Here is a 24,244-nt window from a genome sequence, read left to right on the forward strand (position 1 = left end):
TCACACTTCTGAGAAATTTCGTTAAACGCATCAAAAAAGCATAGCAGACAGGCATGGTATTGCTGGATTAAGCAGGTAACATCAGTGTTATGGGATTATTACCAAAACATTATTTGATGGGGGAGGGGTTGGGCTTGCTCAGAGTCCCGAAGCTCCGGCAAGGTAATAATGTGCGCCACGTTGTGGGCTGAGGCAGTTGCCCACACCTATTTTTGTGAACGTTACGTGAAAGGAACAACCAAATGGATGAGCAGTTAAAACAAAGTGCACTTGATTTCCATGAATTTCCTGTACCAGGAAAAATCCAGGTTTCTCCGACCAAACCTCTGGCAACGCAGCGCGATCTGGCGCTGGCCTATTCACCTGGTGTCGCCGCGCCTTGTCTTGAAATCGAAAAAGATCCGTTAAAAGCCTATAAATATACTGCGCGCGGTAACCTGGTGGCGGTGATCTCCAACGGTACGGCGGTGCTGGGATTAGGCAACATTGGCGCGCTGGCTGGCAAACCGGTGATGGAAGGCAAGGGCGTTCTGTTTAAGAAATTCGCCGGAATTGATGTGTTTGACATCGAAGTTGACGAGCTGGACCCGGATAAATTTATTGAAGTGGTCGCCGCACTCGAACCGACCTTCGGCGGCATCAACCTCGAAGACATTAAAGCGCCGGAATGTTTCTATATTGAGCAGAAACTGCGCGAGCGGATGAACATTCCTGTATTCCACGACGACCAGCACGGGACGGCAATCATCAGTACCGCCGCCATTCTCAACGGCTTACGCGTCGTTGAGAAAAATATCTCCGACGTACGGATGGTGGTTTCTGGTGCGGGCGCAGCAGCAATTGCCTGTATGAACCTGCTGGTGGCGCTGGGTCTGCAAAAACATAACATCGTTGTATGTGACTCAAAAGGCGTTATTTATCAGGGCCGTGAGCCGAACATGGCGGAAACCAAAGCGGCTTACGCGGTGGTGGATGACGGCAAACGTACTCTCGACGATGTGATTGAAGGTGCGGATATTTTCCTTGGCTGTTCCGGCCCGAAAGTGCTGACTCAGGAGATGGTGAAGAAAATGGCCCGCGCGCCGATGATCCTTGCGTTGGCAAACCCGGAGCCGGAAATTCTGCCACCGCTGGCGAAAGAAGTGCGTCCGGATGCCATCATCTGTACCGGTCGTTCTGACTATCCAAACCAGGTCAACAACGTGCTTTGCTTCCCGTTCATCTTCCGTGGCGCGCTGGACGTTGGCGCAACCGCTATTAATGAAGAGATGAAACTGGCGGCGGTACGTGCGATTGCTGAACTGGCGCATGCGGAACAGAGCGAAGTGGTGGCTTCTGCCTATGGCGATCAGGATCTGAGTTTTGGCCCGGAATACATCATTCCTAAACCGTTCGATCCACGTCTGATCGTTAAGATCGCCCCTGCGGTCGCTAAAGCGGCGATGGAGTCCGGCGTGGCGACGCGTCCGATTGCTGATTTTGACGTCTACATCGACAAACTGACTGAGTTCGTTTACAAAACCAACCTGTTTATGAAGCCGATATTCTCCCAGGCTCGCAAAGCGCCGAAACGCGTTGTTCTGCCGGAAGGGGAAGAGGCGCGCGTTCTGCACGCCACTCAGGAACTGGTTACCCTGGGGCTGGCAAAACCGATTCTCATTGGCCGTCCGAACGTTATCGAAATGCGCATTCAGAAACTGGGCTTGCAGATCAAAGCGGGCGTTGATTTTGAGATCGTCAATAACGAATCCGATCCGCGTTTTAAAGAGTACTGGAGTGAATACTTCCAGATCATGAAGCGTCGTGGTGTAACTCAGGAACAGGCGCAACGTGCGCTGATCAGCAACCCGACGGTGATCGGTGCGATCATGGTTCAGCGTGGTGAAGCCGATGCGATGATCTGCGGAACGGTGGGCGATTATCACGAACACTTTAGCGTAGTGAAAAATGTCTTCGGTTATCGCGATGGCGTTCACACCGCAGGTGCAATGAACGCGCTGTTGCTGCCGAGTGGTAACACCTTTATTGCTGACACCTATGTTAATGATGACCCAGACGCAGAAGAGCTGGCGGAGATCACGCTGATGGCGGCAGAAACTGTCCGTCGTTTCGGTATTGAGCCGCGCGTTGCCTTACTGTCGCACTCTAACTTCGGTTCTTCTAACTGCCCGTCGTCGAGCAAAATGCGTCAAGCGCTGGAACTGGTCCGGGAACGTGCGCCTGAGCTGATGATTGATGGCGAAATGCACGGTGATGCGGCGCTGGTGGAATCGATTCGCAACGACCGTATGCCGGACAGCACCCTGAAAGGTTCCGCTAATATTCTGGTGATGCCGAACATGGAAGCTGCCCGTATTAGTTACAACTTACTGCGCGTTTCCAGCTCAGAAGGTGTTACCGTCGGCCCGGTGCTGATGGGCGTGGCGAAACCGGTTCACGTGTTAACGCCGATCGCGTCAGTGCGTCGTATTGTCAACATGGTGGCGCTCGCCGTGGTTGAAGCGCAAACCCAGCCGCTGTAATTCTTCTTTAACTATCACGCTTACCCTGAGTAATTCGGGGTAAGCGATTTTTATATTATCAATACGTCTTACTGCTTTTACTAATAGCAAATAAATTACCCGACATAAAAATAAAGTAATATCTTTATATTTATTCATGCGCTGCATATGAAAGTTTATACACCACGGTAAATATCTCTCCATTCTTAGTGATCTACCTCACCTTTTAAACTCGCTTGCCGAATTTTGTTATTTACTCTGACGAAAAATTGTCACGATACACGCAAGTTTTTTACAGGCGGCGACTTATGGACAAAGAACGCATCATTCAGGAATTTGTACCCGGGAAACAGGTCACGCTGGCGCATCTTATCGCGCATCCGGGCGAAGAGCTGGCGAAAAAAATCGGCGTTCCGGATGCTGGCGCAATTGGCATTATGACGCTAACGCCAGGCGAAACAGCAATGATCGCCGGTGATTTAGCACTGAAAGCCGCCGATGTGCATATCGGTTTTCTCGACCGCTTCAGCGGCGCATTGGTGATTTATGGCTCGGTGGGCGCAGTCGAAGAGGCTTTATCACAAACCGTCAGCGGTTTAGGGCGTTTATTAAATTATACGCTGTGTGAAATGACCAAAAGTTAATACGAGGCATTCATGAAGCGAATTGCGTTTGTGGGTAGCGTCGGGGCAGGAAAAACAACGTTATTTAATGCGTTGCAGGGAGATTATACCCTCGCCAGAAAAACACAGGCCGTGGAATTTAATGATAATGGCGATATTGATACTCCGGGTGAATATTTTAGCCATCCCCGCTGGTATCACGCCTTAATTACCACACTACAGGATGTGGACATGCTGATATATGTCCACGGCGCAAATGACCCGGAAAGCCGATTACCTGCCGGGTTGCTGGATATTGGCGTCACTAAACGGCAAATCGCCGTCATCAGTAAAACGGACATGCCGGATGCTGACGTCGCCGCAACGCGAAAGTTATTGCTTGAGACTGGCTTTGAAGAGCCGATTTTCGAGCTAAACAGCCACGACCCGCAAAGCGTGCAGCAACTGGTGGATTATCTGGCATCTCTCACCGAACAGGAGGAAGCAGGTGAAAAAACTCATCACAGCGAATGATATTCGTGAAGCACATGCGCGCGGCGAACAGGCAATGTCTGTGGTTTTGCGCGCCAGCATTATTACCCCGGAAGCCCGCGAAGTAGCAGACTTGCTGGGAGTTACCATCACTGAATGCGATGAATCGACGCCAGTAACGGCATCCGTTCCCGCCAGCGAGCCAGCCGATAAAACCGAAAGCCAGCGCATTCGCGAAACCATCCTCGCCCAGCTGCCAGAAGGCCAGTTTACCGAAAGCCTGGTTGCGCAGCTGATGGAAAAAGTGATGAAGGAAAAACAGTCGCTGGAGCAGGGCGCAATGCAGTCGAGCTTTAGATCGGTAACTGGCAAAGGCGGCATCAAAGTTATTGATGGCGGCAGCGTTAAGTTTGGTCGCTTTGATGGCGCACAGCCACACTGCGTCGGTTTAACGGATCTGGTGACCGGAGACGATGGCAGCAGCATGGCTGCGGGTTTTATGCAGTGGGATAACGCCTTCTTCCCGTGGACTCTGAACTACGACGAAATCGACATGGTACTGGAAGGTGAACTGCACGTTCGCCATGAAGGAGAAACCATGATCGCCAAAGCAGGCGACGTGATGTTTATCCCGAAAGGTTCCAGCATTGAATTTGGTACGACATCCAGCGTGAAATTCCTGTATGTCGCCTGGCCGGCTAACTGGCAATCCCTATGAAAGATTTCATCACCGAAGCATGGCTAAGAGCGAACCATACGCTCAGTGAAGGCGCAGAGATCCATCTCCCTGTGGACAGTCGCCTGACGCCCTCTGCCCGGGAGTTACTGGAAAGCCGCCATCTGCGCATCAAGTTTATTGACGAGCAGGGCAGCCTGTTTGTGGACGATGAACAGCAGCAGCCGCAGCCCGTTCACGGGCTGACCAGTAGCGATGAACATCCGCAGGCATGTTGTGAACTGTGCCACCAGCCGGTGGCGAAAAAGCCAGACACGCTAACTCACCTGTCGGCGGAAAAAATGGTCGCCAAAAGCGATCCGCGTCTGGGTTTTCGCGCTGTTCTCGACACCACCATTGCACTTACGGTGTGGCTGCAAATTGAACTGGCGGAACCGTGGCAGCCGTGGCTGGCGGATATCCGTTCACGTCTTGGCAACATTATGCGCGCCGATGCGCTGGGGGAACCGCTGGGCTGTCAGGCGATTGTCGGGCTTTCTGACGAAGATCTGCATCGGCTTTCTCACCAGCCGCTGCGCTATCTCGACCACGATCATCTGGTGCCGGAAGCCAGCCACGGACGCGATGCGGCGTTGCTGAATCTGCTACGCACCAAAGTGCGTGAAACCGAGACGGTAGCGGCACAGGTGTTTATCACCCGCAGTTTTGACGTATTACGCCCGGACATCTTGCAGGCGCTGAACCGCCTTTCCAGCACGGTTTACGTGATGATGATCCTGAGCGTAGCGAAGCAGCCGTTAACGGTGAAACAGCTCCAACAACGACTGGGAGAGACGCAATGATTATTGAACGTTGCCGTGAACTGGCGTTGCGAGCGCCCGCCAGAGTTGTTTTTCCGGATGCGTTAGACCAGCGTGTACTGAAAGCCGCGCAATATCTGCATCAACAAGGTCTGGCGACACCTGTTCTGGTCGCCAATCCGTTTGAACTTCGCCAGTTTGCGCTCAGTCACGGCGTGGCGATGGACGGGCTACAGGTGATTGATCCGCATGGCAACCTCGTAATGCGGGAAGAATTTGCCCACCGCTGGCTGGCCCGTGCGGGCGAAAAAACGCCGCCGGATGCGTTGGAAAAACTCACCGATCCGCTGATGTTTGCCGCCGCTATGGTTAGCGCCGGTAAAGCGGATGTCTGCATTGCTGGCAATCTCTCTTCCACGGCGAATGTGCTGCGTGCCGGATTACGCATTATCGGCTTGCAGCCAGGCTGTAAAACGCTCTCTTCCATTTTCCTGATGCTGCCCCAGTACAGTGGCCCGGCGTTGGGCTTTGCCGATTGCAGCGTGGTGCCGCAGCCGACGGCGGCGCAGCTGGCGGATATCGCGCTTGCCAGCGCCGAAACCTGGCGGGCCATCACTGGAGAAGAGCCGCGCGTGGCGATGCTGTCGTTTTCCAGCAACGGTAGCGCCCGTCATCCCTGCGTTGCCAACGTGCAGCAGGCGACAGAAATCGTCCGTGAGCGCGCACCGCAACTGGTGGTGGATGGTGAGTTGCAGTTTGACTCCGCTTTCGTGCCGGATGTTGCGGCGCAAAAAGCGCCTGCCAGCCCGCTACAGGGCAAAGCCAATGTGATGGTTTTTCCATCTCTGGAAGCGGGAAATATTGGCTACAAAATCGCACAACGACTCGGCGGATATCGTGCCGTCGGGCCATTGATACAAGGACTTGCCGCGCCGATGCACGATCTTTCTCGTGGTTGTAGCGTGCAGGAAATTATCGAACTGGCGCTGGTGGCAGCTGTACCGCGTCAGACAGAAGTGAACTGCGAAAGCAGTTTACAAACACTGGTTGAATGAACGGTCCCGTTCTGGACCCCTATAAAGAGGAAAACACAATGGAAGCATTAGGAATGATCGAAACCCGGGGCCTGGTTGCACTGATTGAGGCTTCTGATGCGATGGTGAAAGCTGCGCGCGTCAAACTGGTTGGTGTTAAGCAGATTGGCGGCGGCCTGTGTACTGCCATGGTTCGCGGTGATGTTGCCGCCTGTAAAGCCGCGACTGATGCAGGTGCCGCAGCGGCACAGCGTATCGGTGAACTGGTATCCGTACATGTTATCCCGCGTCCTCACGGCGACCTGGAAGAAGTCTTCCCGATCGGCCTGAAAGGCGACAGCAGCAACCTGTAATCACCCTGTGTGACGTCGACTCGGGCGTCACGCTCTCTCCTTTTTCATTTTACCTTCCGCGGAGGGTAGGGGGAGCTTTTACCTGAAATACGCCACGGAGGCGGGTATGAAACTGGCAGTCGTCACTGGACAAATTGTTTGTACCGTACGCCATCACGGACTGGCGCATGACAAATTGCTGATGGTGGAAATGATTGACTCACAAGGTAATCCTGACGGGCAGTGTGCCGTTGCCATCGACAATATTGGCGCCGGAACCGGGGAGTGGGTGTTGCTGGTGAGTGGCAGTTCCGCCCGCCAGGCGCATAAAAGCGAAACGTCACCGGTCGATCTGTGCGTGATTGGCATCGTCGATGAAGTGGTGTCTGGCGGTCAGGTTATTTTCCACAAATAAGGCAGAACATCATGAATCAACAGGATATTGAACAGGTGGTGAAAGCGGTACTGCTGAAAATGCAAAGCAGTGACACGCCGCCCACCGCCGTTCATGAGATGGGCGTTTTCGCTTCCCTGGATGACGCCGTTGCGGCAGCCAAAATTGCCCAGCAAGGGTTAAAAAGCGTGGCAATGCGCCAGTTAGCCATTGCCGCTATTCGTGAAGCAGGCGAAAAACACGCCAGAAATTTAGCGGAACTTGCCGTCAGTGAAACCGGCATGGGCCGCGTTGAAGATAAATTTGCCAAAAACGTCGCCCAGGCGCGCGGTACGCCAGGCGTTGAGTGCCTCTCTCCGCAGGTGCTGACGGGCGACAACGGCCTGACCTTAATTGAAAACGCGCCCTGGGGCGTGGTGGCTTCGGTGACGCCTTCCACTAACCCGGCGGCAACCGTAATTAATAACGCCATCAGCCTGATTGCGGCGGGTAACAGCGTTATTTTCGCCCCGCATCCGGCGGCGAAAAAAGTCTCCCAGCGGGCGATTACGCTGCTCAACCAGGCGATTGTTGCCGCAGGCGGGCCGGAAAACTTGCTGGTTACCGTGGCCAATCCGGATATCGAAACCGCGCAACGCTTGTTCAAGTTTCCAGGCATCGGCCTTTTGGTGGTGACCGGCGGCGAAGCGGTGGTGGAAGCGGCGCGTAAACATACCAATAAACGCCTGATTGCCGCAGGTGCCGGTAATCCGCCAGTAGTGGTGGATGAAACCGCCGACCTTGCCCGCGCAGCCCAGTCCATCGTCAAAGGCGCTTCTTTCGATAACAACATCATTTGTGCCGATGAAAAGGTACTGATTGTTGTCGATAGCGTGGCCGATGAACTGATGCGTCTGATGGAAGGCCAGCACGCGGTGAAACTGACCGCAGAGCAGGCGCAGCAGCTGCAACCGGTATTACTGAAAAATATCGACGAGCGTGGAAAAGGCACCGTCAGCCGTGACTGGGTGGGTCGTGACGCAGCGAAGATTGCGGCGGCAATCGGCCTGAACGTCCCGCATGAAACGCGATTGCTGTTTGTAGAAACCACCGCAGAACATCCGTTTGCTGTTACCGAACTGATGATGCCGGTGCTGCCCGTCGTGCGCGTCGCCAACGTAGCGGATGCCATTGCGTTGGCGGTGAAACTGGAAGGCGGTTGCCACCACACGGCGGCAATGCACTCGCGCAATATCGAGAACATGAACCAGATGGCGAACGCCATTGATACCAGCATTTTCGTCAAGAACGGGCCGTGCATTGCCGGGCTGGGGCTGGGCGGTGAAGGCTGGACCACGATGACCATCACTACGCCAACCGGTGAAGGTGTAACTAGCGCACGGACGTTTGTCCGACTGCGTCGCTGTGTATTAGTCGATGCGTTTCGCATTGTTTAAGGAGTAACCGATGGCGCACGACGAACAATGGCTCACTCCACGTCTGCAAACGGCGGCAACGCTGTGTAACCAGACGCCCGCCGCGACGGAATCTCCGCTGTGGCTGGGGGTGGATCTGGGCACCTGCGATGTGGTGTCGATGGTCGTCGACAGCGACGGTCAGCCGGTGGCGGTATGCCTCGACTGGGCCGATGTAGTCCGCGACGGCATCGTCTGGGATTTCTTCGGCGCAGTCACCATTGTTCGTCGCCATCTCGATACCCTCGAGCAGCAATTCGGTCGCCGTTTTAGCCATGCGGCGACGTCATTTCCTCCTGGTACTGACCCGCGTATTTCCATCAATGTGCTGGAGTCTGCCGGACTGGAAGTGAGCCATGTGCTGGATGAGCCAACGGCGGTGGCAGATCTGCTGCAACTGGACAATGCAGGTGTAGTGGATATCGGCGGCGGTACTACCGGTATTGCCATCGTGAAGCAGGGCAAAGTGACTTACTCGGCGGATGAAGCCACTGGCGGGCATCACATCTCTCTGACCCTTGCCGGAAATCGTCGTATTTCGCTGGAAGAGGCGGAGCAGTACAAGCGTGGTCACGGTGAAGAGATTTGGCCTGCGGTGAAACCGGTGTACGAAAAAATGGCGGACATTGTCGCCCGGCATATCGCGGGGCAGGGCATTACTGATTTATGGCTGGCAGGCGGCTCCTGTATGCAACCGGGCGTGGCGGAACTGTTTCGCAAACAATTCCCGGCGTTACAGGTGCATTTACCGCAGCACAGTTTGTTTATGACCCCGCTGGCGATCGCCAGTAGCGGGCGAGAGAAAGCGGAGGGGCTATATGCAAAATGAATTGCAGACCGCGCTCTTTCAGGCGTTCGATACCCTGAATCTGCAACGGGTAAAAACATTTAGTGTTCCACCGGTGACGCTTTGCGGTCCGGGCGCGGTGAGCAGTTGCGGACAGCAAGCGCAAATGCGTGGGCTGAAACATCTGTTCGTGATGGCCGACAGCTTTTTGCATCAGGCGGGGATGACCGCCGGACTGATTCGCAGTCTGACCGTTAAAGGTATCGCTATGACGCTCTGGCCGTGTCCGGTGGGCGAACCGTGCATTACTGACGTGTGTGCAGCCGTGGCGCAACTGCGTGAATCAGGGTGCGATGGGGTGATCGCGTTTGGCGGTGGATCGGTGCTGGATGCGGCGAAAGCCGTTGCGTTGCTGGTGACGAACCCCGATAGCACGCTGGCAGAAATGTCAGAAACCAGCGTTCTGCAACCGCGTCTGCCGCTGATTGCCATTCCAACGACCGCCGGAACCGGCTCTGAAACTACCAACGTAACAGTGATTATCGACGCAGTGAGCGGGCGCAAGCAGGTGTTAGCACATGCCTCGCTGATGCCGGATGTGGCGATTCTCGACGCTGCGCTGACCGAAGGCGTGCCGTCACACGTTACGGCGATGACTGGCATCGATGCGCTAACTCACGCCATTGAAGCGTATAGCGCGTTGAACGCCACACCGTTTACCGACAGCCTGGCGATTGGCGCTATTGCGATGATCGGTCAATCGCTTCCGAAAGCGGTGGGTTACGGGCATGACCTGGCGGCGCGCGAGAGCATGTTGCTCGCCTCGTGCATGGCGGGTATGGCGTTTTCCAGTGCTGGGCTTGGGTTATGCCACGCGATGGCGCATCAGCCGGGGGCGGCGTTGCATATTCCGCACGGTCTGGCGAACGCCATGTTGCTGCCAACGGTGATGGAATTTAACCGGATGGTCTGCCGCGAACGTTTTAGTCAGATAGGTAGGGCGCTGCGAACTAAAAAATCGGACGATCGTGACGCTATTAATGCGGTAAGCGAGTTGATTGCGGAAGTTGGGATCGGTAAACGGCTGGGCGATGTTGGTGCGACATCTGCGCATTACGGTGCATGGGCGCAGGCCGCGCTGGAAGATATTTGTCTGCGCAGTAATCCGCGTACTGCCAGCCTGGAACAGATTGTCGGCCTGTACGCAGCGGCGCAATAAATGCCGGATGCGACGCCTGGCGCGTCTTATCCGGCTTACGGGATTGGACATGTAGGGCGGATAAGGCGTTCACGCCGCATCCGCCAATAAATAACAACTAACAGGGAGTAAAGGCGATGGGAATTAACGAAATCATCATGTACATCATGATGTTCTTTATGCTGATAGCTGCCGTAGACAGGATCCTGTCGCAGTTCGGCGGTTCTGCTCGTTTCCTCGGTAAGTTCGGTAAAAGTATCGAAGGAGCCGGCGGCCAGTTCGAGGAAGGTTTTATGGCAATGGGCGCTCTGGGGCTGGCGATGGTTGGTATGACCGCGCTGGCACCGGTACTGGCCCACGTACTCGGGCCGGTGATTATCCCCGTTTACGAAATGCTCGGCGCCAACCCGTCAATGTTCGCCGGAACGCTGCTGGCGTGCGATATGGGGGGCTTCTTCCTCGCCAAAGAGCTGGCGGGCGGCGATGTAGCAGCGTGGCTATACTCTGGGTTAATTCTCGGGTCGATGATGGGGCCAACGATTGTGTTTTCCATTCCGGTGGCGCTCGGCATTATCGAACCTTCTGACCGTCGTTATCTGGCGCTCGGCGTGCTGGCGGGCATTGTAACCATTCCGGTTGGCTGTATCGCTGGTGGTCTGGTGGCTATGTACTTCGGGGTGCAAATCAACGGTCAGCCGGTGGAATTCACCTTTGCGCTGATCCTGATGAACATGATCCCGGTACTTATCGTCGCGGTGCTGGTGGCGCTGGGGCTGAAATTCATCCCGGAAAAAATGATCAACGGCTTCCAGATCTTCGCCAAATTCCTCGTTGCATTAATCACCATTGGCCTTGCTGCCGCGGTAGTGAAATTCCTGCTTGGTTGGGAACTGATCCCCGGTCTGGATCCGATCTTCATGACCCCTGGCGATAAACCAGGCGAAGTGATGCGCGCCATTGAAGTGATCGGTTCGATCTCCTGTGTACTGTTGGGGGCGTATCCGATGGTACTGCTGCTGACCCGCTGGTTTGAAAAACCGCTGATGAGCGTCGGTAAAGTGCTGAATATGAACAATATCGCGGCAGCAGGCATGGTGGCAACGCTTGCTAACAACATCCCGATGTTCGGCATGATGAAGCAGATGGATACCCGCGGCAAAGTGATCAACTGTGCCTTCGCCGTTTCTGCAGCCTTCGCCCTGGGCGACCACTTAGGCTTCGCGGCTGCCAACATGAACGCGATGATCTTCCCGATGATTGTCGGCAAGCTGATTGGCGGTGTAACGGCGATTGGCGTGGCGATGATGCTGGTGCCAAAAGAAGATGCGACTACGGCTAAAACCGAAGCGGAGGCGCAATCGTGAACACTCGCCAGCTACTGAGCGTCGGTATTGATATCGGCACCACTACCACCCAGGTGATCTTCTCCCACCTGGAGCTGGTTAACCGTGCGGCGGTGTCGCAGGTGCCGCGCTACGAATTTATCAAACGCGAAATTAGCTGGCAAAGCCCGGTGTTCTTTACCCCTGTTGACAAACAGGGCGGATTAAAAGAAGCGGAACTGAAAACCTTAATCCTCGAGCAATATCAGGCCGCAGGCATCGCGCCAGAAAGCGTCGATTCCGGTGCCATCATCATCACCGGCGAAAGCGCGAAAACCCGCAATGCCCGTCCGGCGGTGATGACGCTCTCTCAGTCGCTGGGCGATTTTGTGGTCGCCAGCGCCGGACCGCATCTCGAATCCGTGATTGCCGGTCACGGTGCCGGGGCGCAAACCCTCTCTGAACAACGGTTATGTCGGGTCCTGAATATCGACATCGGCGGCGGCACGGCGAACTACGCGCTGTTCGATGCCGGAAAAATCAGCGGAACTGCCTGCCTGAACGTCGGCGGGCGGCTGCTGGAAACCGACAGTCAGGGACGCGTGGTGTACGCCCATAAACCGGGACAGATGATTGTGGATGAGTGCTTCGGCGCAGACACCGACGTCCGTTCGCTGACAGGCGCGCAGCTGGTGCAGGTTACCCGACGGATGGCGGCGCTGATTGTCGAAGTGATTGACGGAACGTTCTCGCCGCTCGCGCAGGCATTGATGCAAACCGGTTTGCTGCCCGCAGGTGTTACGCCCGAAATCATTACGCTTTCTGGCGGTGTGGGCGAATGTTATCGCCACCAGCCCGCTGACCCGTTCTGTTTTGCCGATATTGGCCCGCTGCTTGCAACGGCGCTGCATGACCATCCGCGCCTGCGTGAGATGAACGTGCAGTTTCCGGCGCAAACCGTGCGCGCCACGGTAATTGGTGCGGGCGCGCATACCCTTTCGCTCTCTGGCAGCACTATCTGGCTGGAGGGCGTACAACTGCCGCTGCGCAATTTGCCAGTGGCGATCCCGATTGATGAAACGGATCTGGTGAATGCCTGGCAACAGGCGCTGATTCAGCTCGATCTGGATCCCAAAACTGATGCGTACGTGCTGGCGCTTCCCGCCTCGCTGCCTGTGCGTTACGCCGCGGTACTGACGGTCATCAACGCGCTGGTCGATTTCGTCGCGCGTTTTCCGAATCCGCATCCCCTGCTGGTGGTGGCCGGGCAGGACTTTGGTAAAGCTCTGGGCATGTTGTTGCGCCCACAGCTACAACAACTCCCGTTGGCAGTCATTGACGAAGTGATTGTCCGCGCGGGGGACTATATCGACATTGGTACGCCTCTTTTTGGCGGATCGGTTGTGCCGGTGACGGTGAAATCACTCGCATTTCCTTCTTGAGGGAACGACTTATGAAACTAAAGACCACATTGTTCGGCAATGTATATCAATTCAAGGATGTAAAAGAGGTGCTGGCAAAAGCCAACGAACCGCGTTCGGGGGATGTGCTGGCGGGCGTTGCAGCGGCAAGTTCGCAGGAGCGCGTGGCAGCCAAACAGGTGCTGTCGGAAATGACGGTGGCGGATATCCGCAATAACCCGGTGATTTCCTATGAAGAAGACTGCGTTACGCGGCTGATTCAGGACGACGTTAACGAAACGGCCTACAACCAGATTAAAAACTGGAGCATCAGCGAGCTGCGTGAGTACGTCCTGAGTGACGAAACCAGCGTGGATGACATTGCCTTTACCCGCAAAGGGCTGACCTCGGAAGTGGTCGCGGCGGTGGCGAAGATTTGCTCCAACGCAGACTTGATTTACGGCGCAAAGAAAATGCCGATTATCAAAAAGGCCAATACCACCATCGGTATTCCTGGCACCTTCAGCGCGCGTTTGCAGCCAAACGACACTCGTGACGACGTGCAGAGTATCGCCGCGCAAATCTATGAAGGGCTTTCCTTCGGGGTGGGCGATGCGGTGATCGGCGTTAACCCGGTAACTGACGACGTGGAAAACTTAAGCCGCGTGCTGGATACCATTTACGGCGTGATCGACAAATTCAATATTCCAACCCAGGGCTGCGTGCTGGCGCACGTCACCACCCAGATTGAAGCGATTCGTCGCGGCGCACCGGGCGGGCTGATTTTCCAGAGTATTTGCGGCAGCGAAAAAGGGCTGAAAGAGTTTGGCGTGGAGCTGGCGATGCTCGACGAAGCGCGCGCAGTGGGCGCGGAGTTCAACCGTATTGCCGGGGAAAACTGCCTCTACTTCGAAACAGGGCAAGGTTCTGCGCTCTCCGCTGGCGCTAACTTCGGCGCTGACCAGGTGACGATGGAAGCACGTAACTACGGGCTGGCGCGTCATTACGATCCGTTTATCGTCAACACCGTGGTCGGCTTTATTGGGCCGGAGTATCTCTACAACGACCGGCAGATTATCCGCGCGGGTCTGGAAGATCACTTTATGGGCAAGCTGAGTGGCATCTCGATGGGCTGCGACTGCTGCTACACCAACCACGCTGACGCTGACCAGAACCTCAACGAAAACCTGATGATCCTGCTCGCCACCGCAGGCTGCAACTACATCATGGGCATGCCGCTGGGTGACGACATCATGCTCAACTACCAGACCACGGCGTTCCACGACACCGCTACTGTGCGTCAGTTACTCAACCTGCGCCCGTCACCGGAGTTTGAACGCTGGCTGGAAAGCATGGGCATTATGGCAAACGGTCGCCTGACCAAACGGGCGGGCGATCCGTCACTGTTCTTCTGATGACGCGGAGATAACACATCATGGATCAAAAACAGATTGAAGAAATTGTACGCAGCGTGATGGCGTCAATGGGACAAGCGGCCCCCGCGCCGTCAGAAGCAAAATGCGCCACCACAACCTGTGCGGCACCGGTGACCTCTGAAAGCTGCACGCTGGATTTAGGTTCCGCTGAAGCAAAAGCGTGGATTGGCGTAGAAAATCCGCATCGCGCAGACGTATTAACAGAACTGCGCCGTAGTACTGTGGCCCGCGTGTGTACCGGTCGTGCCGGTCCGCGTCCGCGTACCCAGGCGCTGTTGCGTTTCCTGGCCGATCACTCTCGTTCGAAAGACACCGTACTGAAAGAAGTGCCGGAAGAGTGGGTAAAAGCCCAGGGCTTACTGGAAGTCCGCTCTGAAATTAGCGACAAAAATCTCTATCTGACTCGCCCGGATATGGGCCGCCGCCTGTGTGCAGAAGCTGTTGAAGCGCTGAAAGCACAGTGTGTTGCTAATCCGGACGTGCAGGTCGTTATTTCCGATGGCTTGTCTACTGACGCTATTACCGTGAACTACGAAGAGATCCTGCCGCCGCTGATGGCGGGCCTGAAACAGGCCGGGCTGAAAGTCGGCACACCGTTCTTTGTTCGTTATGGGCGCGTGAAGATTGAAGATCAGATTGGTGAGATCCTCGGCGCGAAAGTGGTGATCCTGCTGGTGGGTGAACGTCCGGGGCTGGGGCAGTCAGAAAGCCTCTCCTGCTACGCCGTTTACTCGCCGCGTATGGCAACCACCGTTGAGGCCGATCGCACCTGTATCTCTAACATTCACCAGGGCGGCACACCGCCGGTTGAAGCCGCAGCAGTCATTGTGGATTTGGCGAAACGTATGCTGGAGCAGAAAGCATCCGGCATCAACATGACCCGTTAAGGAGGCATCATGCCAGCTTTAGATTTGATTCGACCGTCGGTCACCGCCATGCGGGTGATTGCCTCCGTTAACGCCGATTTTGCGCGTGAACTGAAATTACCGCCGCATATTCGTAGCCTCGGTCTGATTTCAGCCGACTCCGATGACGTAACCTACATTGCGGCTGACGAAGCGACCAAACAGGCGATGGTGGAAGTGGTTTATGGCCGCTCGCTGTATGCGGGAGCGGCGCACGGTCCGTCACCGACTGCCGGTGAAGTGTTGATTATGCTTGGTGGGCCAAACCCGGCGGAAGTGCGTGCCGGTCTGGATGCAATGGTTGCGCATATTGAAAATGGCGCGGCGTTCCAGTGGGCCAACGATGCGCAAGATACGGCATTCCTCGCACATGTGGTTTCGCGTACCGGTTCTTATCTCTCATCAACCGCCGGGATCACACTTGGCGATCCGATGGCGTATCTGGTGGCGCCGCCGCTGGAAGCGACCTACGGCATTGATGCAGCGTTAAAATCTGCCGACGTGCAGCTGGTGACCTATGTACCACCGCCGTCAGAAACCAACTACTCGGCGGCATTTTTAACCGGTAGCCAGGCAGCGTGTAAAGCGGCCTGTAACGCCTTTACTGATGCTGTGCTGGAAATCGCGCGTAATCCAATCCAGCGTGCGTAACGGAGGTTGCCGATGATCAATGCACTGGGATTGCTGGAAGTGGACGGCATGGTCGCCGCAATCGATGCGGCAGATGCCATGCTGAAAGCGGCCAACGTGCGCCTGCTCAGTCATGAAGTGCTTGACCCTGGTAGGTTGACGCTGGTGGTGGAAGGCGATCTGGCGGCGTGTCGTGCGGCGCTGGACGCAGGTTGTGCTGCTGCGATGCGTACCGGGCGTGTAATCAGCCGTAAGGAAATCGGTCGGCCAGATGATGACACCCAGTGGCTGATTGGCGGCTTTAAACGCCAGCCGAAGCAACCTGTGAAGGAGCCGGAAAAGGAAGCTGACGCGCCAGCGATCGTCGCGGAATCTGCCGACGAGTTGTTGGCGCTGTTAACATCAGTACGTCAGGGAATGACGGCAGGAGAAGTCGCTGCCCACTTTGGCTGGCCGTTGGATAAAGCCAGAAATGCGCTGGAACAGTTCTTTTCTGCCGGGACGTTACGTAAACGCAGTAGTCGTTATCGTCTTAAGCCCCATTAACCTGTCGGAGGTGCCGGGCGTTATGTAACGCCCGGCATTAACATCATGAAAAAGACCCGTACAGCCAATTTGCACCATCTTTATCATGAACCCTTACCCGAAAACCTGAAGCTCACGCCGAAGGTTGAAGTGGATAATGTTCATCAACGACAGACAACGGATGTTTATGAACATGCATTGACAATTACCGCCTGGCAGCAGATTTACGATCAGCTGCATCCGGGCAAGTTTCATGGTGAATTTACGGAAATCCTGCTTGATGATATTCAGGTTTTCCGTGAATACACCGGTCTGGCGCTGCGTCAGTCGTGTCTGGTCTGGCCGAACTCGTTCTGGTTTGGTATTCCGGCGACGCGCGGTGAACAGGGATTTATTGGATCGCAATGTCTGGGAAGCGCAGAAATTGCCACGCGCCCTGGCGGCACCGAGTTCGAATTAAGTACGCCTGACGATTACACGATCCTTGGCGTAGTGCTTTCTGAAGATGTCATTACCCGGCAGGCTAACTTTTTGCATAACCCGGAAAGGGTGCTGCATATGTTACGTAACCAGTCGGCGCTGGAAGTGAAAGAGCAGCATAAAGCCGCGCTGTGGGGCTTTGTCCAACAGGCGCTGGCGACATTTTGCGAGAACCCGGAGAATTTGCATCAGCCTGCGGTGCGTAAAGTGCTTGGCGATAACTTGCTGCTGGCGATGGGGACGATGCTGGAAGAAGCGCAGCCAATGGTGACGGCGGAAAGCATTAGTCATCAGAGTTACCGTCGTTTGCTTTTCCGCGCCCGTGAATATGTGCTGGAAAACATGTCCGAACCGGTAACAGTGCTGGATTTGTGCAATCAACTGCATGTCAGCCGCCGCACCTTACAAAACGCGTTTCACGCTATTTTAGGCATTGGCCCGAACGCGTGGCTGAAACGCATCCGCCTGAACGCCGTACGTCGCGAACTGATAAGCCCGTGGTCGCAGAGCACAACGGTAAAAGACGCCGCCATGCAGTGGGGATTCTGGCATTTGGGGCAATTTGCCACGGATTATCAGCAACTGTTTGCCGAAAAACCGTCACTGACGTTGCATCAGCGGATGCAGGAATTGGGGGGAGGTTGAGGGCCGGATGGGGAGGGTGTTTGATCCGGCCACTTATAAATTACCCTCAATCATTATACTTTTGTATTTTGTTAATAAAGGGTTTATCCAATCAATAACATAATGAATAAATGCAGCATATTCGGTATTTGTTTGTGCATCACTTCGCCACTGCACAATCATCTTTGTACATTCGTCTGAGGTAAACTCATTCCAGCTTGTGTGATCAAAAAAGGTTTCTCCATTGATTAAAGGATATAACACTTTAATTGCCGGAGATAAGATCGCAAAATCGCAATCATAAATAAAAAGACTATCAACATTATAATCCCAGCCGTCGTTGGGTTCCTCTTTATAGGGATAGATATAGCAACCAATGCGACCCTCACCCCGACGATGTTTTTTACGCAGGAAAGTACGGCGAATTTTTTCATGCATATCAGTGTAATAATCGGGAATGGGATGGCTAAGAGCAGTAGTGAATGCTGTCAAAAATTTTTTCCATTCGTTTGGATGAATGTCCCGATTACATTGATAATTGATATCTACACAATCATCTGACCATAAAATATTACATCTGTGATTTGCGTTATTTACACAAAGTACTGAGTCGGTAATTCTTTCATTAACCTGCTGTGTTCCCCAATATTCACGAAAGAACTCAAGTATTCTTGTTTTCTGTTCTTCAATAGGTATTGCTGTGTCAGCTATAATTTTAATTTCCATATTATATATTTGGCTCCATTTCCGTCTTTAATAAGACGTATCTTCCACTATTATCACAGCTAAGATTGCTGATAAGATGTCGCCGTTGTCCGGCATCAAACTGGCTTCAACAATATACGCCTGGTGGGATAGTCTCTAATTCTCCGCTGATAATAACGTACTTTGTTCATAACAATATACTGGCTGTTTCAATACACGTTTTAATCGGCAACCACATTTCTGTACGCGATGTATCACCACAATCAGCTTTCAGGAATCCATATTGTTCATAAAAAGGCATCACTTTGGGCGTTAGTGGATCTACAAACAGCCCAATAGCCGAAATTTGTTCGGCAACTAATACGGTTCTATAGATGGCATCAATAAGTAATTTTTCTCCCAAACGCTCACCTTGATTTGAACGATCGACAGCAAGCCTGGCCAGTTTTACCGCGTTAAGGGGATGAGGATAGTTTTTATATTCTCTGCAAACAGGGGGAATAATAACTGAATATCCTGATAAAGTATGATAACCAATGATATTTGTGGGGGCTGATTTTCGGCAGGCCACATAGGTCTTTGCTATATGTTTGACTGCTTTCTGCCGGGCTTGCTGTTGTAAAAACTGATTTAATTCGTGATTCCCACAGTCAAAAAGTTTCCGAGTATGCTGCTGAGTTATCTCTTCAATTATCACGGACATTCACTACATCCTTGTAGTTTTGCGCTGCTTTTAGCAGTTTTTGATTAGGTCTTTGTGGATTCTCAAGGGCAGCAACCAGTGCATCTGCTCCTGCCATAGATAAATGCAACGCTTCAGTACGCTCAATGACGTTGCGTGCTTTATCCACTGCAGATTCAATAAGAAATTGTGACACAGTTGAACCACAATAATCTGCAGCTCTTTGAATCATTTCCTGTATTTCTAAAGATGTTCTGGCAACCAGGCGAGTGTCTTTTCGTTCGATGTTCGTAGCCATAATAATACCTCAATGTTAGTGATGACTAACTATTATGGTGTCACTATGGCACACAAATTAAACAGAGTCAATTTCAAGTCACAAACAGAGGATTATGAATTTTCGTTTATTTTCATGATATTACACCCAATCTCTGACCTTAATAAACTCACTCAACGCCGCTTCCGGACTGTCTTCTTCCGGCTGATAATCGTACTCCCAGCGTACCAGCGGTGGCATTGACATCAGGATTGATTCAGTGCGCCCGCCGGTTTGTAAGCCAAACAGCGTGCCGCGATCCCAGACCAGGTTGAACTCGACATAACGACCGCGACGGTAGAGCTGGAAATTACGCTCGCGCTCGCCGTATTCCATCGCTTTACGTCGCTCAACAATCGGCAAGTATGCGTCGGTGTAGCCTTTGCCTACCGCCTGCATAAAGGCGAAACAGTGGTCGAAGTCTGGCGTGTTCAGGTCATCAAAGAACAGCCCGCCAATGCCGCGCTGCTCGTTACGATGTTTGAGGTAGAAGTAATCGTCGCACCACTTTTTGTAGCGTGGATAAACATCTTCGCCAAACGGCTGGCACAGGTCGCGGGCGGTGCGGTGCCAGTGAATGGCATCTTCTTCAAAGCCATAGAAAGGGGTTAAATCGAAGCCGCCGCCAAACCACCAGACGGGAGCGGCACCCGGTTTTTCGGCAATAAAAAAGCGCACATTGGCGTGGCTGGTGGGAACATACGGATTATGCGGATGCACCACCAAAGAAACGCCCATAGCCTCGAAACTGCGCCCGGCAAGTTCCGGGCGATGAGCGGTGGCGGAAGCGGGCATTGCGTCGCCGTGGACGTGAGAAAAGTTGACGCCCGCCTGTTCGAAAACACCGCCATTACGCAACACCCGACTACGCCCACCGCCACCAGCTTCGCGTTGCCAGCTATCTTCGACAAACTCTGCGCCATCTACGGCGGCCAGTTGCTGGCAAATTGTATCCTGAAGGTCGAGGAGGAACTGTCTAACCTGGTGTGCGTCGGGTTTCATAACTTACCGCTTTTTCGAGTGTGCTTTCTGGTTGTCAAACCAGTGGAAATAACTGATCACGCCTTCAGCAATCGCTGTGGCGATTTTCTGACGAAACGCCGCCGTGCCTAACAGCCGTTCTTCTTCCGGGTTGGTGATAAACGAAGTTTCCACCAGCACCGAAGGAACAGACGGTGATTTCAACACCACAAATGCCGCTTGTTCGGTGTTGCGGCTGTGTAGTTTATGCACCGGCTTAATCTTCTTTAGAATGTGCGAGCCGAGTGTCAGACTATTTTTAATGGTATCTGTTTGCACCAGATCAAACAGCACTTGTTGTAATAGGTGATCCCTGTCGGTCGCCTTTTTCCCGGCGACTTCATCAGCACGGTTTTCGCGTTCCGACAAATATTTTGCCATCGCGCTACTTGCGCCACGGTTAGAGAGGGCAAAGACCGATGCACCAGCGGCTTTTGGGTTGGTAAAGCCGTCGGCGTGAATTGACATAAACAGGTCAGCGCCATATTTATGGGCGATTTCAACGCGATCGTACAGTGGAATAAACGTATCGCCAGAACGCGTCAGCCGCGCATCAATGCCATGATTGCGCAATATGGAACGGACATTTTTAGCAATCGCCAGCACTACGTGTTTTTCTTTCGACCCGTTGCGGCCAATCGCCCCGGTATCAATTCCGCCGTGGCCTGGATCGAGAACGACTATTCGCTTACCCCCGGCTTTTTTGGCTTTAGGCTTACTGTGTCCGTTACTGGTTTTTAAAGGTTCTTCTTTGGCGATGGCTTGTGACATTCCTGACAACGTCAGGGCAGCTAATCCGGCTTTCAGCACCTGGCGGCGCGAAGTGAGTGTTTTTAGTGGTTTAAAAGTGCTCATACGGCCTGAGTTGTAATAATGAAGTTCCAGATGTTATATCGTATCGCGTAATCCGTTACGACGGTTTGCTGGTGAGAATTGTTTTACTTTTCATTTCAATAAATGACAACGTGTCATTATGCCACTTTTTCAACCGATTTTCGTCAGATATTGGCTAATTCAACCGTTCACGCCATAATCACCCTTTTAACCCCCAAAAAGGTAACCAATACCATGGAGATACGCGTATTTCGCCAGGAAGATTTCGAAGAGGTCATCACCCTTTGGGAGCGTTGCGACTTGCTGCGTCCGTGGAACGATCCGGAAATGGACATCGAGCGCAAGATGAACCATGACGTCAGTTTGTTCCTGGTCGCGGAAGTGAACGGTGAAGTGGTGGGAACGGTGATGGGCGGTTATGACGGGCATCGTGGGTCTGCTTATTATCTTGGCGTGCATCCGGAGTTTCGCGGGCGCGGCATTGCTAACGCGTTGCTTAATCGGCTGGAGAAAAAGCTAATTGCCCGCGGCTGCCCGAAAATTCAGATCAACGTGCCGGAAGATAACGACATGGTGCTTGGGATGTATGAACGTCTGGGATATGAACACGCTGATGTGCTGAATCTGGGCAAGCGTTTGATTGAAGATGAAGAGTACTGAGTTTCATCCTGTCCATTACGATGCGCACGGACGCCTGCGTTTACCTTTCCTCTTCTGGTGTGTGTTATTACTACAGGCGCGGACCTGGGGGCTGTTTGTGATTGCCGGTGCGTCGCGTGAGCAGGGAACTGCGTTGCTGAATCTGTTTTATCCCGATCACGATAATTTCTGGCTGGGGTTGATTCCTGGCATTCCGGCGGTGCTGGCGTTTTTGTTGAGCGGTCGGCGGGCTACGTTTCCCCGTTTTTGGCATGGGCTCTATTTTGTGTTGCTGTTGGCACAGCTCGTTTTACTTTGCTGGCAGCCGTGGCTGTGGCTGAATGGGGAATCAGTGAGCGGTATCGGCCTGGCGCTGGTGGTGGCGGATATTGTGGCGTTAATCTGGCTTTTGACCAACCGACGTTTACGCGCCTGTTTTAATGAAGAAAAAGAATAACGCAGAGGCGCGCTTTGTTTATGCCGGATGCGGCGTGAACGGCTTATTCGGTCTACAAATTTTGCAAATTCAATATATTGCAGGAAAGAGTAGGCCTGATAAGCGTAGCGCATCAGGCAATTTTGTGTTTGCCATCAGCCTCTAACGGCACTTTTTTGCAAATTCGCACTCCAAGCAACGTTATTGAATAACCAAAGGAAGTGACATGAAATCGCTGCGTTTATTGTTATGCGCTATGCCGTTGATGCTGACCGGCTGTTCCACTATGTCGTCAGTTAACTGGTCTGCCGCTAATCCGTGGAACTGGTTTGGTTCATCTACCAAAGTGAGCGAGCAGGGCGTGGGTGAATTAACGGCGTCCACACCATTACAAGAACAAGCTATTGCCGATGCGCTTGATGGTGATTATCGCCTGCGCAGCGGAATGAAAACCGCTAACGGTAATGTAGTGCGCTTTTTTGAAGTGATGAAAGGCGACAGCGTGGCGATGGTCATCAATGGTGATCAAGGTACAATCAGCCGCATTGACGTTTCAGATAGCAATATTCCTGCTGACACCGGTGTTAAAATCGGTACACCGTTTAGCGACCTTTACAGCAAAGCATTTGGCAATTGCCAAAAAGCCGACGGCGATGATGATCGTGCTGTCGAATGTAAAGCTGAAGGCAGTCAACATATTAGCTACCAGTTCAGCGGGGAATGGAGTGGTCCTGAAGGGCTAATGCCTTCGGACGATACCCTGAAAAACTGGAAAGTCAGTAAAATTATCTGGCGACGTTAATTTGCGTCTGAGCAAACCGCTAATCATAAAAAACACGTAAAATAGCGCCCAACAATGCCACGGATTGCGTGGCATTCTTATTTTCAGGAGGAACAATGTCTCAGGTTCAGAGTGGCATTTTGCCAGAACATTGCCGCGCGGCGATTTGGATCGAAGCCAACGTTAAAGGGGAGGTTGACGCCCTGCGTGCGGCCAGTAAAACATTTGCCGACAAACTGGCAACTTTTGAAGCGAAATTCCCTGACGCGCATCTTGGTGCGGTGGTTGCCTTTGGTAACAACACCTGGCGTGCTCTGAGCGGCGGCGTTGGTGCCGAAGAGCTGAAAGATTTTCCGGGCTACGGCAAAGGTCTTGCGCCGACTACTCAGTTCGATGTGTTAATCCACATTCTTTCTCTGCGTCATGACGTAAACTTCTCTGTCGCCCAGGCGGCGATGGAAGCTTTCGGCGACTGCATTGAAGTGAAAGAAGAGATCCACGGCTTCCGTTGGGTGGAAGAGCGTGACCTGAGCGGCTTTGTTGACGGTACGGAAAACCCGGCAGGTGAAGAGACGCGTCGCGAAGTGGCGGTCATTAAAGACGGCGTGGATGCAGGTGGCAGCTATGTGTTTGTGCAGCGCTGGGAACACAACCTGAAGCAACTCAACCGTATGAGTGTTCACGACCAGGAGATGATGATCGGCCGTACCAAAGAAGCTAACGAAGAGATTGATGGCGACGAACGTCCGGAAACCTCTCACCTGACTCGTGTTGATCTGAAAGAAGATGGCAAAGGGCTGAAGATTGTTCGCCAGAGCTTGCCGTACGGCACCGCCAGCGGCACGCACGGTCTGTACTTCTGTGCTTATTGCGCACGTCTGCATAACATTGAGCAGCAACTGCTGAGTATGTTTGGCGACACCGATGGCAAACGTGACGCAATGTTGCGTTTCACCAAACCAGTCACTGGCGGCTATTACTTCGCGCCGTCGTTGGACAAGCTGATGGCGCTGTAAGCGTTTCTGATTCAATGATTAAAGGCCAGCCAGTAACACAACTGACTGGCCTAAGATTGTTGACCAAGTGCGCGTTGTACACACCGGATGCGGCGTGAACGCCTTATCCGGCCTACGAAATCGTGCTAATTCAATATATTGCAGGCTCCGCGTAGGCCTGATAAGCGTAGCGCATCAGGCAGTTTTGCGTTTGTCAGCAGTCTCAGGCCAGCCAGTACAAACT

The 24,244-nt window shown here is 53.4% G+C and carries 27 protein-coding genes; 22 read left to right on the forward strand and 5 right to left on the reverse strand.

The annotated features are described in order from the left end of the window. Positions 1-242: 242 nt before the first annotated feature. From maeB to eutR, 18 genes are all read left to right on the forward strand, one after another. On the forward strand, positions 243-2,522 hold the full coding sequence (gene maeB, locus H9644_RS15815) for an NADP-dependent oxaloacetate-decarboxylating malate dehydrogenase (RefSeq protein ID WP_064526293.1): 2,280 nt from the start codon (positions 243-245) through the stop codon (positions 2,520-2,522). 287 nt (positions 2,523-2,809) lie between these two features. Next, positions 2,810-3,145: an ethanolamine utilization microcompartment protein EutS gene (eutS, locus tag H9644_RS15820; RefSeq protein WP_000356956.1), complete on the forward strand. Its 336-nt coding sequence runs from the start codon at positions 2,810-2,812 to the stop codon at positions 3,143-3,145. A 12-nt stretch (positions 3,146-3,157) separates the two neighbouring features. After that, positions 3,158-3,637, forward strand: a complete 480-nt coding sequence (gene eutP / locus H9644_RS15825) for an ethanolamine utilization acetate kinase EutP (RefSeq protein ID WP_064526294.1) — start codon at positions 3,158-3,160, stop codon at positions 3,635-3,637. Then, entirely contained in the window at positions 3,612-4,313 is a 702-nt protein-coding gene (gene eutQ, locus H9644_RS15830; RefSeq protein ID WP_064526296.1) for an ethanolamine utilization acetate kinase EutQ, read from the forward strand. Before eutP ends, eutQ begins: the two co-directional genes overlap by 26 nt. Beyond that, positions 4,310-5,113, forward strand: a complete 804-nt coding sequence (eutT, locus tag H9644_RS15835; RefSeq protein ID WP_191775303.1) for an ethanolamine utilization cob(I)yrinic acid a,c-diamide adenosyltransferase EutT — start codon at positions 4,310-4,312, stop codon at positions 5,111-5,113. Before eutQ ends, eutT begins: the two co-directional genes overlap by 4 nt. Then, positions 5,110-6,126 (forward strand): phosphate acetyltransferase, encoded by a 1,017-nt coding sequence (gene pta / locus H9644_RS15840; RefSeq protein WP_064526300.1) that lies wholly within the window; start codon positions 5,110-5,112, stop codon positions 6,124-6,126. Before eutT ends, pta begins: the two co-directional genes overlap by 4 nt. Before the next feature lie 38 nt (positions 6,127-6,164). Then, entirely contained in the window at positions 6,165-6,458 is a 294-nt protein-coding gene (eutM, locus tag H9644_RS15845) for an ethanolamine utilization microcompartment protein EutM (RefSeq protein WP_000387713.1), read from the forward strand. 106 nt (positions 6,459-6,564) lie between these two features. After that, on the forward strand, positions 6,565-6,852 hold the full coding sequence (eutN, locus tag H9644_RS15850) for an ethanolamine utilization microcompartment protein EutN (RefSeq protein ID WP_000762200.1): 288 nt from the start codon (positions 6,565-6,567) through the stop codon (positions 6,850-6,852). Between the two features lie 11 nt (positions 6,853-6,863). After that, on the forward strand, positions 6,864-8,267 hold the full coding sequence (locus tag H9644_RS15855; RefSeq protein ID WP_064526302.1) for an aldehyde dehydrogenase family protein: 1,404 nt from the start codon (positions 6,864-6,866) through the stop codon (positions 8,265-8,267). A 10-nt stretch (positions 8,268-8,277) separates the two neighbouring features. After that, complete coding sequence (eutJ, locus tag H9644_RS15860; RefSeq protein ID WP_064526303.1) at positions 8,278-9,114, forward strand: ethanolamine utilization protein EutJ; 837 nt, start codon at positions 8,278-8,280, stop codon at positions 9,112-9,114. Continuing rightward, positions 9,104-10,291, forward strand: coding sequence for an ethanolamine utilization ethanol dehydrogenase EutG (gene eutG, locus H9644_RS15865; RefSeq protein WP_191775305.1), 1,188 nt, complete (start codon positions 9,104-9,106; stop codon positions 10,289-10,291). Before eutJ ends, eutG begins: the two co-directional genes overlap by 11 nt. A gap of 116 nt (positions 10,292-10,407) precedes the next feature. After that, a complete protein-coding gene (gene eutH, locus H9644_RS15870; RefSeq protein ID WP_191775307.1) occupies positions 10,408-11,634 on the forward strand; it encodes an ethanolamine utilization protein EutH in 1,227 nt (408 codons plus the stop codon). Further along, entirely contained in the window at positions 11,631-13,034 is a 1,404-nt protein-coding gene (eutA, locus tag H9644_RS15875; RefSeq protein WP_191775309.1) for an ethanolamine ammonia-lyase reactivating factor EutA, read from the forward strand. Before eutH ends, eutA begins: the two co-directional genes overlap by 4 nt. A gap of 11 nt (positions 13,035-13,045) precedes the next feature. Next, positions 13,046-14,407, forward strand: a complete 1,362-nt coding sequence (gene eutB / locus H9644_RS15880; RefSeq protein ID WP_191775311.1) for an ethanolamine ammonia-lyase subunit alpha — start codon at positions 13,046-13,048, stop codon at positions 14,405-14,407. Between the two features lie 20 nt (positions 14,408-14,427). Beyond that, positions 14,428-15,315: an ethanolamine ammonia-lyase subunit beta gene (gene eutC, locus H9644_RS15885; protein ID WP_064526314.1), complete on the forward strand. Its 888-nt coding sequence runs from the start codon at positions 14,428-14,430 to the stop codon at positions 15,313-15,315. A gap of 9 nt (positions 15,316-15,324) precedes the next feature. Then, complete coding sequence (gene eutL, locus H9644_RS15890) at positions 15,325-15,984, forward strand: ethanolamine utilization microcompartment protein EutL (RefSeq protein WP_001111027.1); 660 nt, start codon at positions 15,325-15,327, stop codon at positions 15,982-15,984. 12 nt (positions 15,985-15,996) lie between these two features. Next, the gene (gene eutK, locus H9644_RS15895) at positions 15,997-16,509 is read left to right on the forward strand and encodes an ethanolamine utilization microcompartment protein EutK (protein WP_064526318.1); all 513 of its coding nucleotides are present in this window, start codon (positions 15,997-15,999) and stop codon (positions 16,507-16,509) included. 45 nt (positions 16,510-16,554) lie between these two features. After that, the gene (gene eutR / locus H9644_RS15900) at positions 16,555-17,613 is read left to right on the forward strand and encodes an HTH-type transcriptional regulator EutR (protein ID WP_064526319.1); all 1,059 of its coding nucleotides are present in this window, start codon (positions 16,555-16,557) and stop codon (positions 17,611-17,613) included. A 33-nt stretch (positions 17,614-17,646) separates the two neighbouring features. Here eutR and H9644_RS15905 read toward each other — a convergent pair whose 3' ends face one another. The 5 genes from H9644_RS15905 to amiA form a co-directional block, all read right to left on the reverse strand. After that, entirely contained in the window at positions 17,647-18,318 is a 672-nt protein-coding gene (locus H9644_RS15905; protein WP_191775313.1) for a hypothetical protein, read from the reverse strand. A gap of 166 nt (positions 18,319-18,484) precedes the next feature. Continuing rightward, complete coding sequence (locus tag H9644_RS15910) at positions 18,485-19,000, reverse strand: GNAT family protein (protein ID WP_191775314.1); 516 nt, start codon at positions 18,998-19,000, stop codon at positions 18,485-18,487. Continuing rightward, positions 18,984-19,277, reverse strand: coding sequence for a type II toxin-antitoxin system TacA family antitoxin (locus H9644_RS15915; protein WP_054494666.1), 294 nt, complete (start codon positions 19,275-19,277; stop codon positions 18,984-18,986). Before H9644_RS15915 ends, H9644_RS15910 begins: the two co-directional genes overlap by 17 nt. A 120-nt stretch (positions 19,278-19,397) precedes the next feature. After that, complete coding sequence (gene hemF / locus H9644_RS15920; RefSeq protein WP_191775316.1) at positions 19,398-20,297, reverse strand: oxygen-dependent coproporphyrinogen oxidase; 900 nt, start codon at positions 20,295-20,297, stop codon at positions 19,398-19,400. A 3-nt stretch (positions 20,298-20,300) separates the two neighbouring features. Beyond that, the gene (amiA, locus tag H9644_RS15925; RefSeq protein ID WP_191775318.1) at positions 20,301-21,170 is read right to left on the reverse strand and encodes an N-acetylmuramoyl-L-alanine amidase AmiA; all 870 of its coding nucleotides are present in this window, start codon (positions 21,168-21,170) and stop codon (positions 20,301-20,303) included. A 213-nt stretch (positions 21,171-21,383) separates the two neighbouring features. On the opposite strand from amiA, the gene H9644_RS15930 reads away from it, so the two are divergent. From H9644_RS15930 to yfeX, 4 genes are all read left to right on the forward strand, one after another. Beyond that, positions 21,384-21,809 (forward strand): GNAT family acetyltransferase, encoded by a 426-nt coding sequence (locus H9644_RS15930; protein WP_064526329.1) that lies wholly within the window; start codon positions 21,384-21,386, stop codon positions 21,807-21,809. Continuing rightward, a complete protein-coding gene (locus H9644_RS15935) occupies positions 21,796-22,245 on the forward strand; it encodes a DUF2919 domain-containing protein (protein ID WP_064526331.1) in 450 nt (149 codons plus the stop codon). Before H9644_RS15930 ends, H9644_RS15935 begins: the two co-directional genes overlap by 14 nt. A 205-nt stretch (positions 22,246-22,450) precedes the next feature. Continuing rightward, a complete protein-coding gene (locus tag H9644_RS15940) occupies positions 22,451-23,026 on the forward strand; it encodes an RpoE-regulated lipoprotein (protein WP_064526333.1) in 576 nt (191 codons plus the stop codon). A gap of 95 nt (positions 23,027-23,121) precedes the next feature. After that, positions 23,122-24,021 carry a porphyrinogen peroxidase gene (gene yfeX / locus H9644_RS15945; RefSeq protein WP_000084590.1) on the forward strand — a complete coding sequence of 300 codons (900 nt, stop codon included), beginning with the start codon at positions 23,122-23,124 and terminating at the stop codon, positions 24,019-24,021. Positions 24,022-24,244: the final 223 nt, after the last annotated feature.

It is taken from the genome of Escherichia whittamii (assembly GCF_014836715.1).
In the GTDB taxonomy this organism is placed as follows: Bacteria; Pseudomonadota; Gammaproteobacteria; order Enterobacterales; family Enterobacteriaceae; genus Escherichia; species Escherichia whittamii.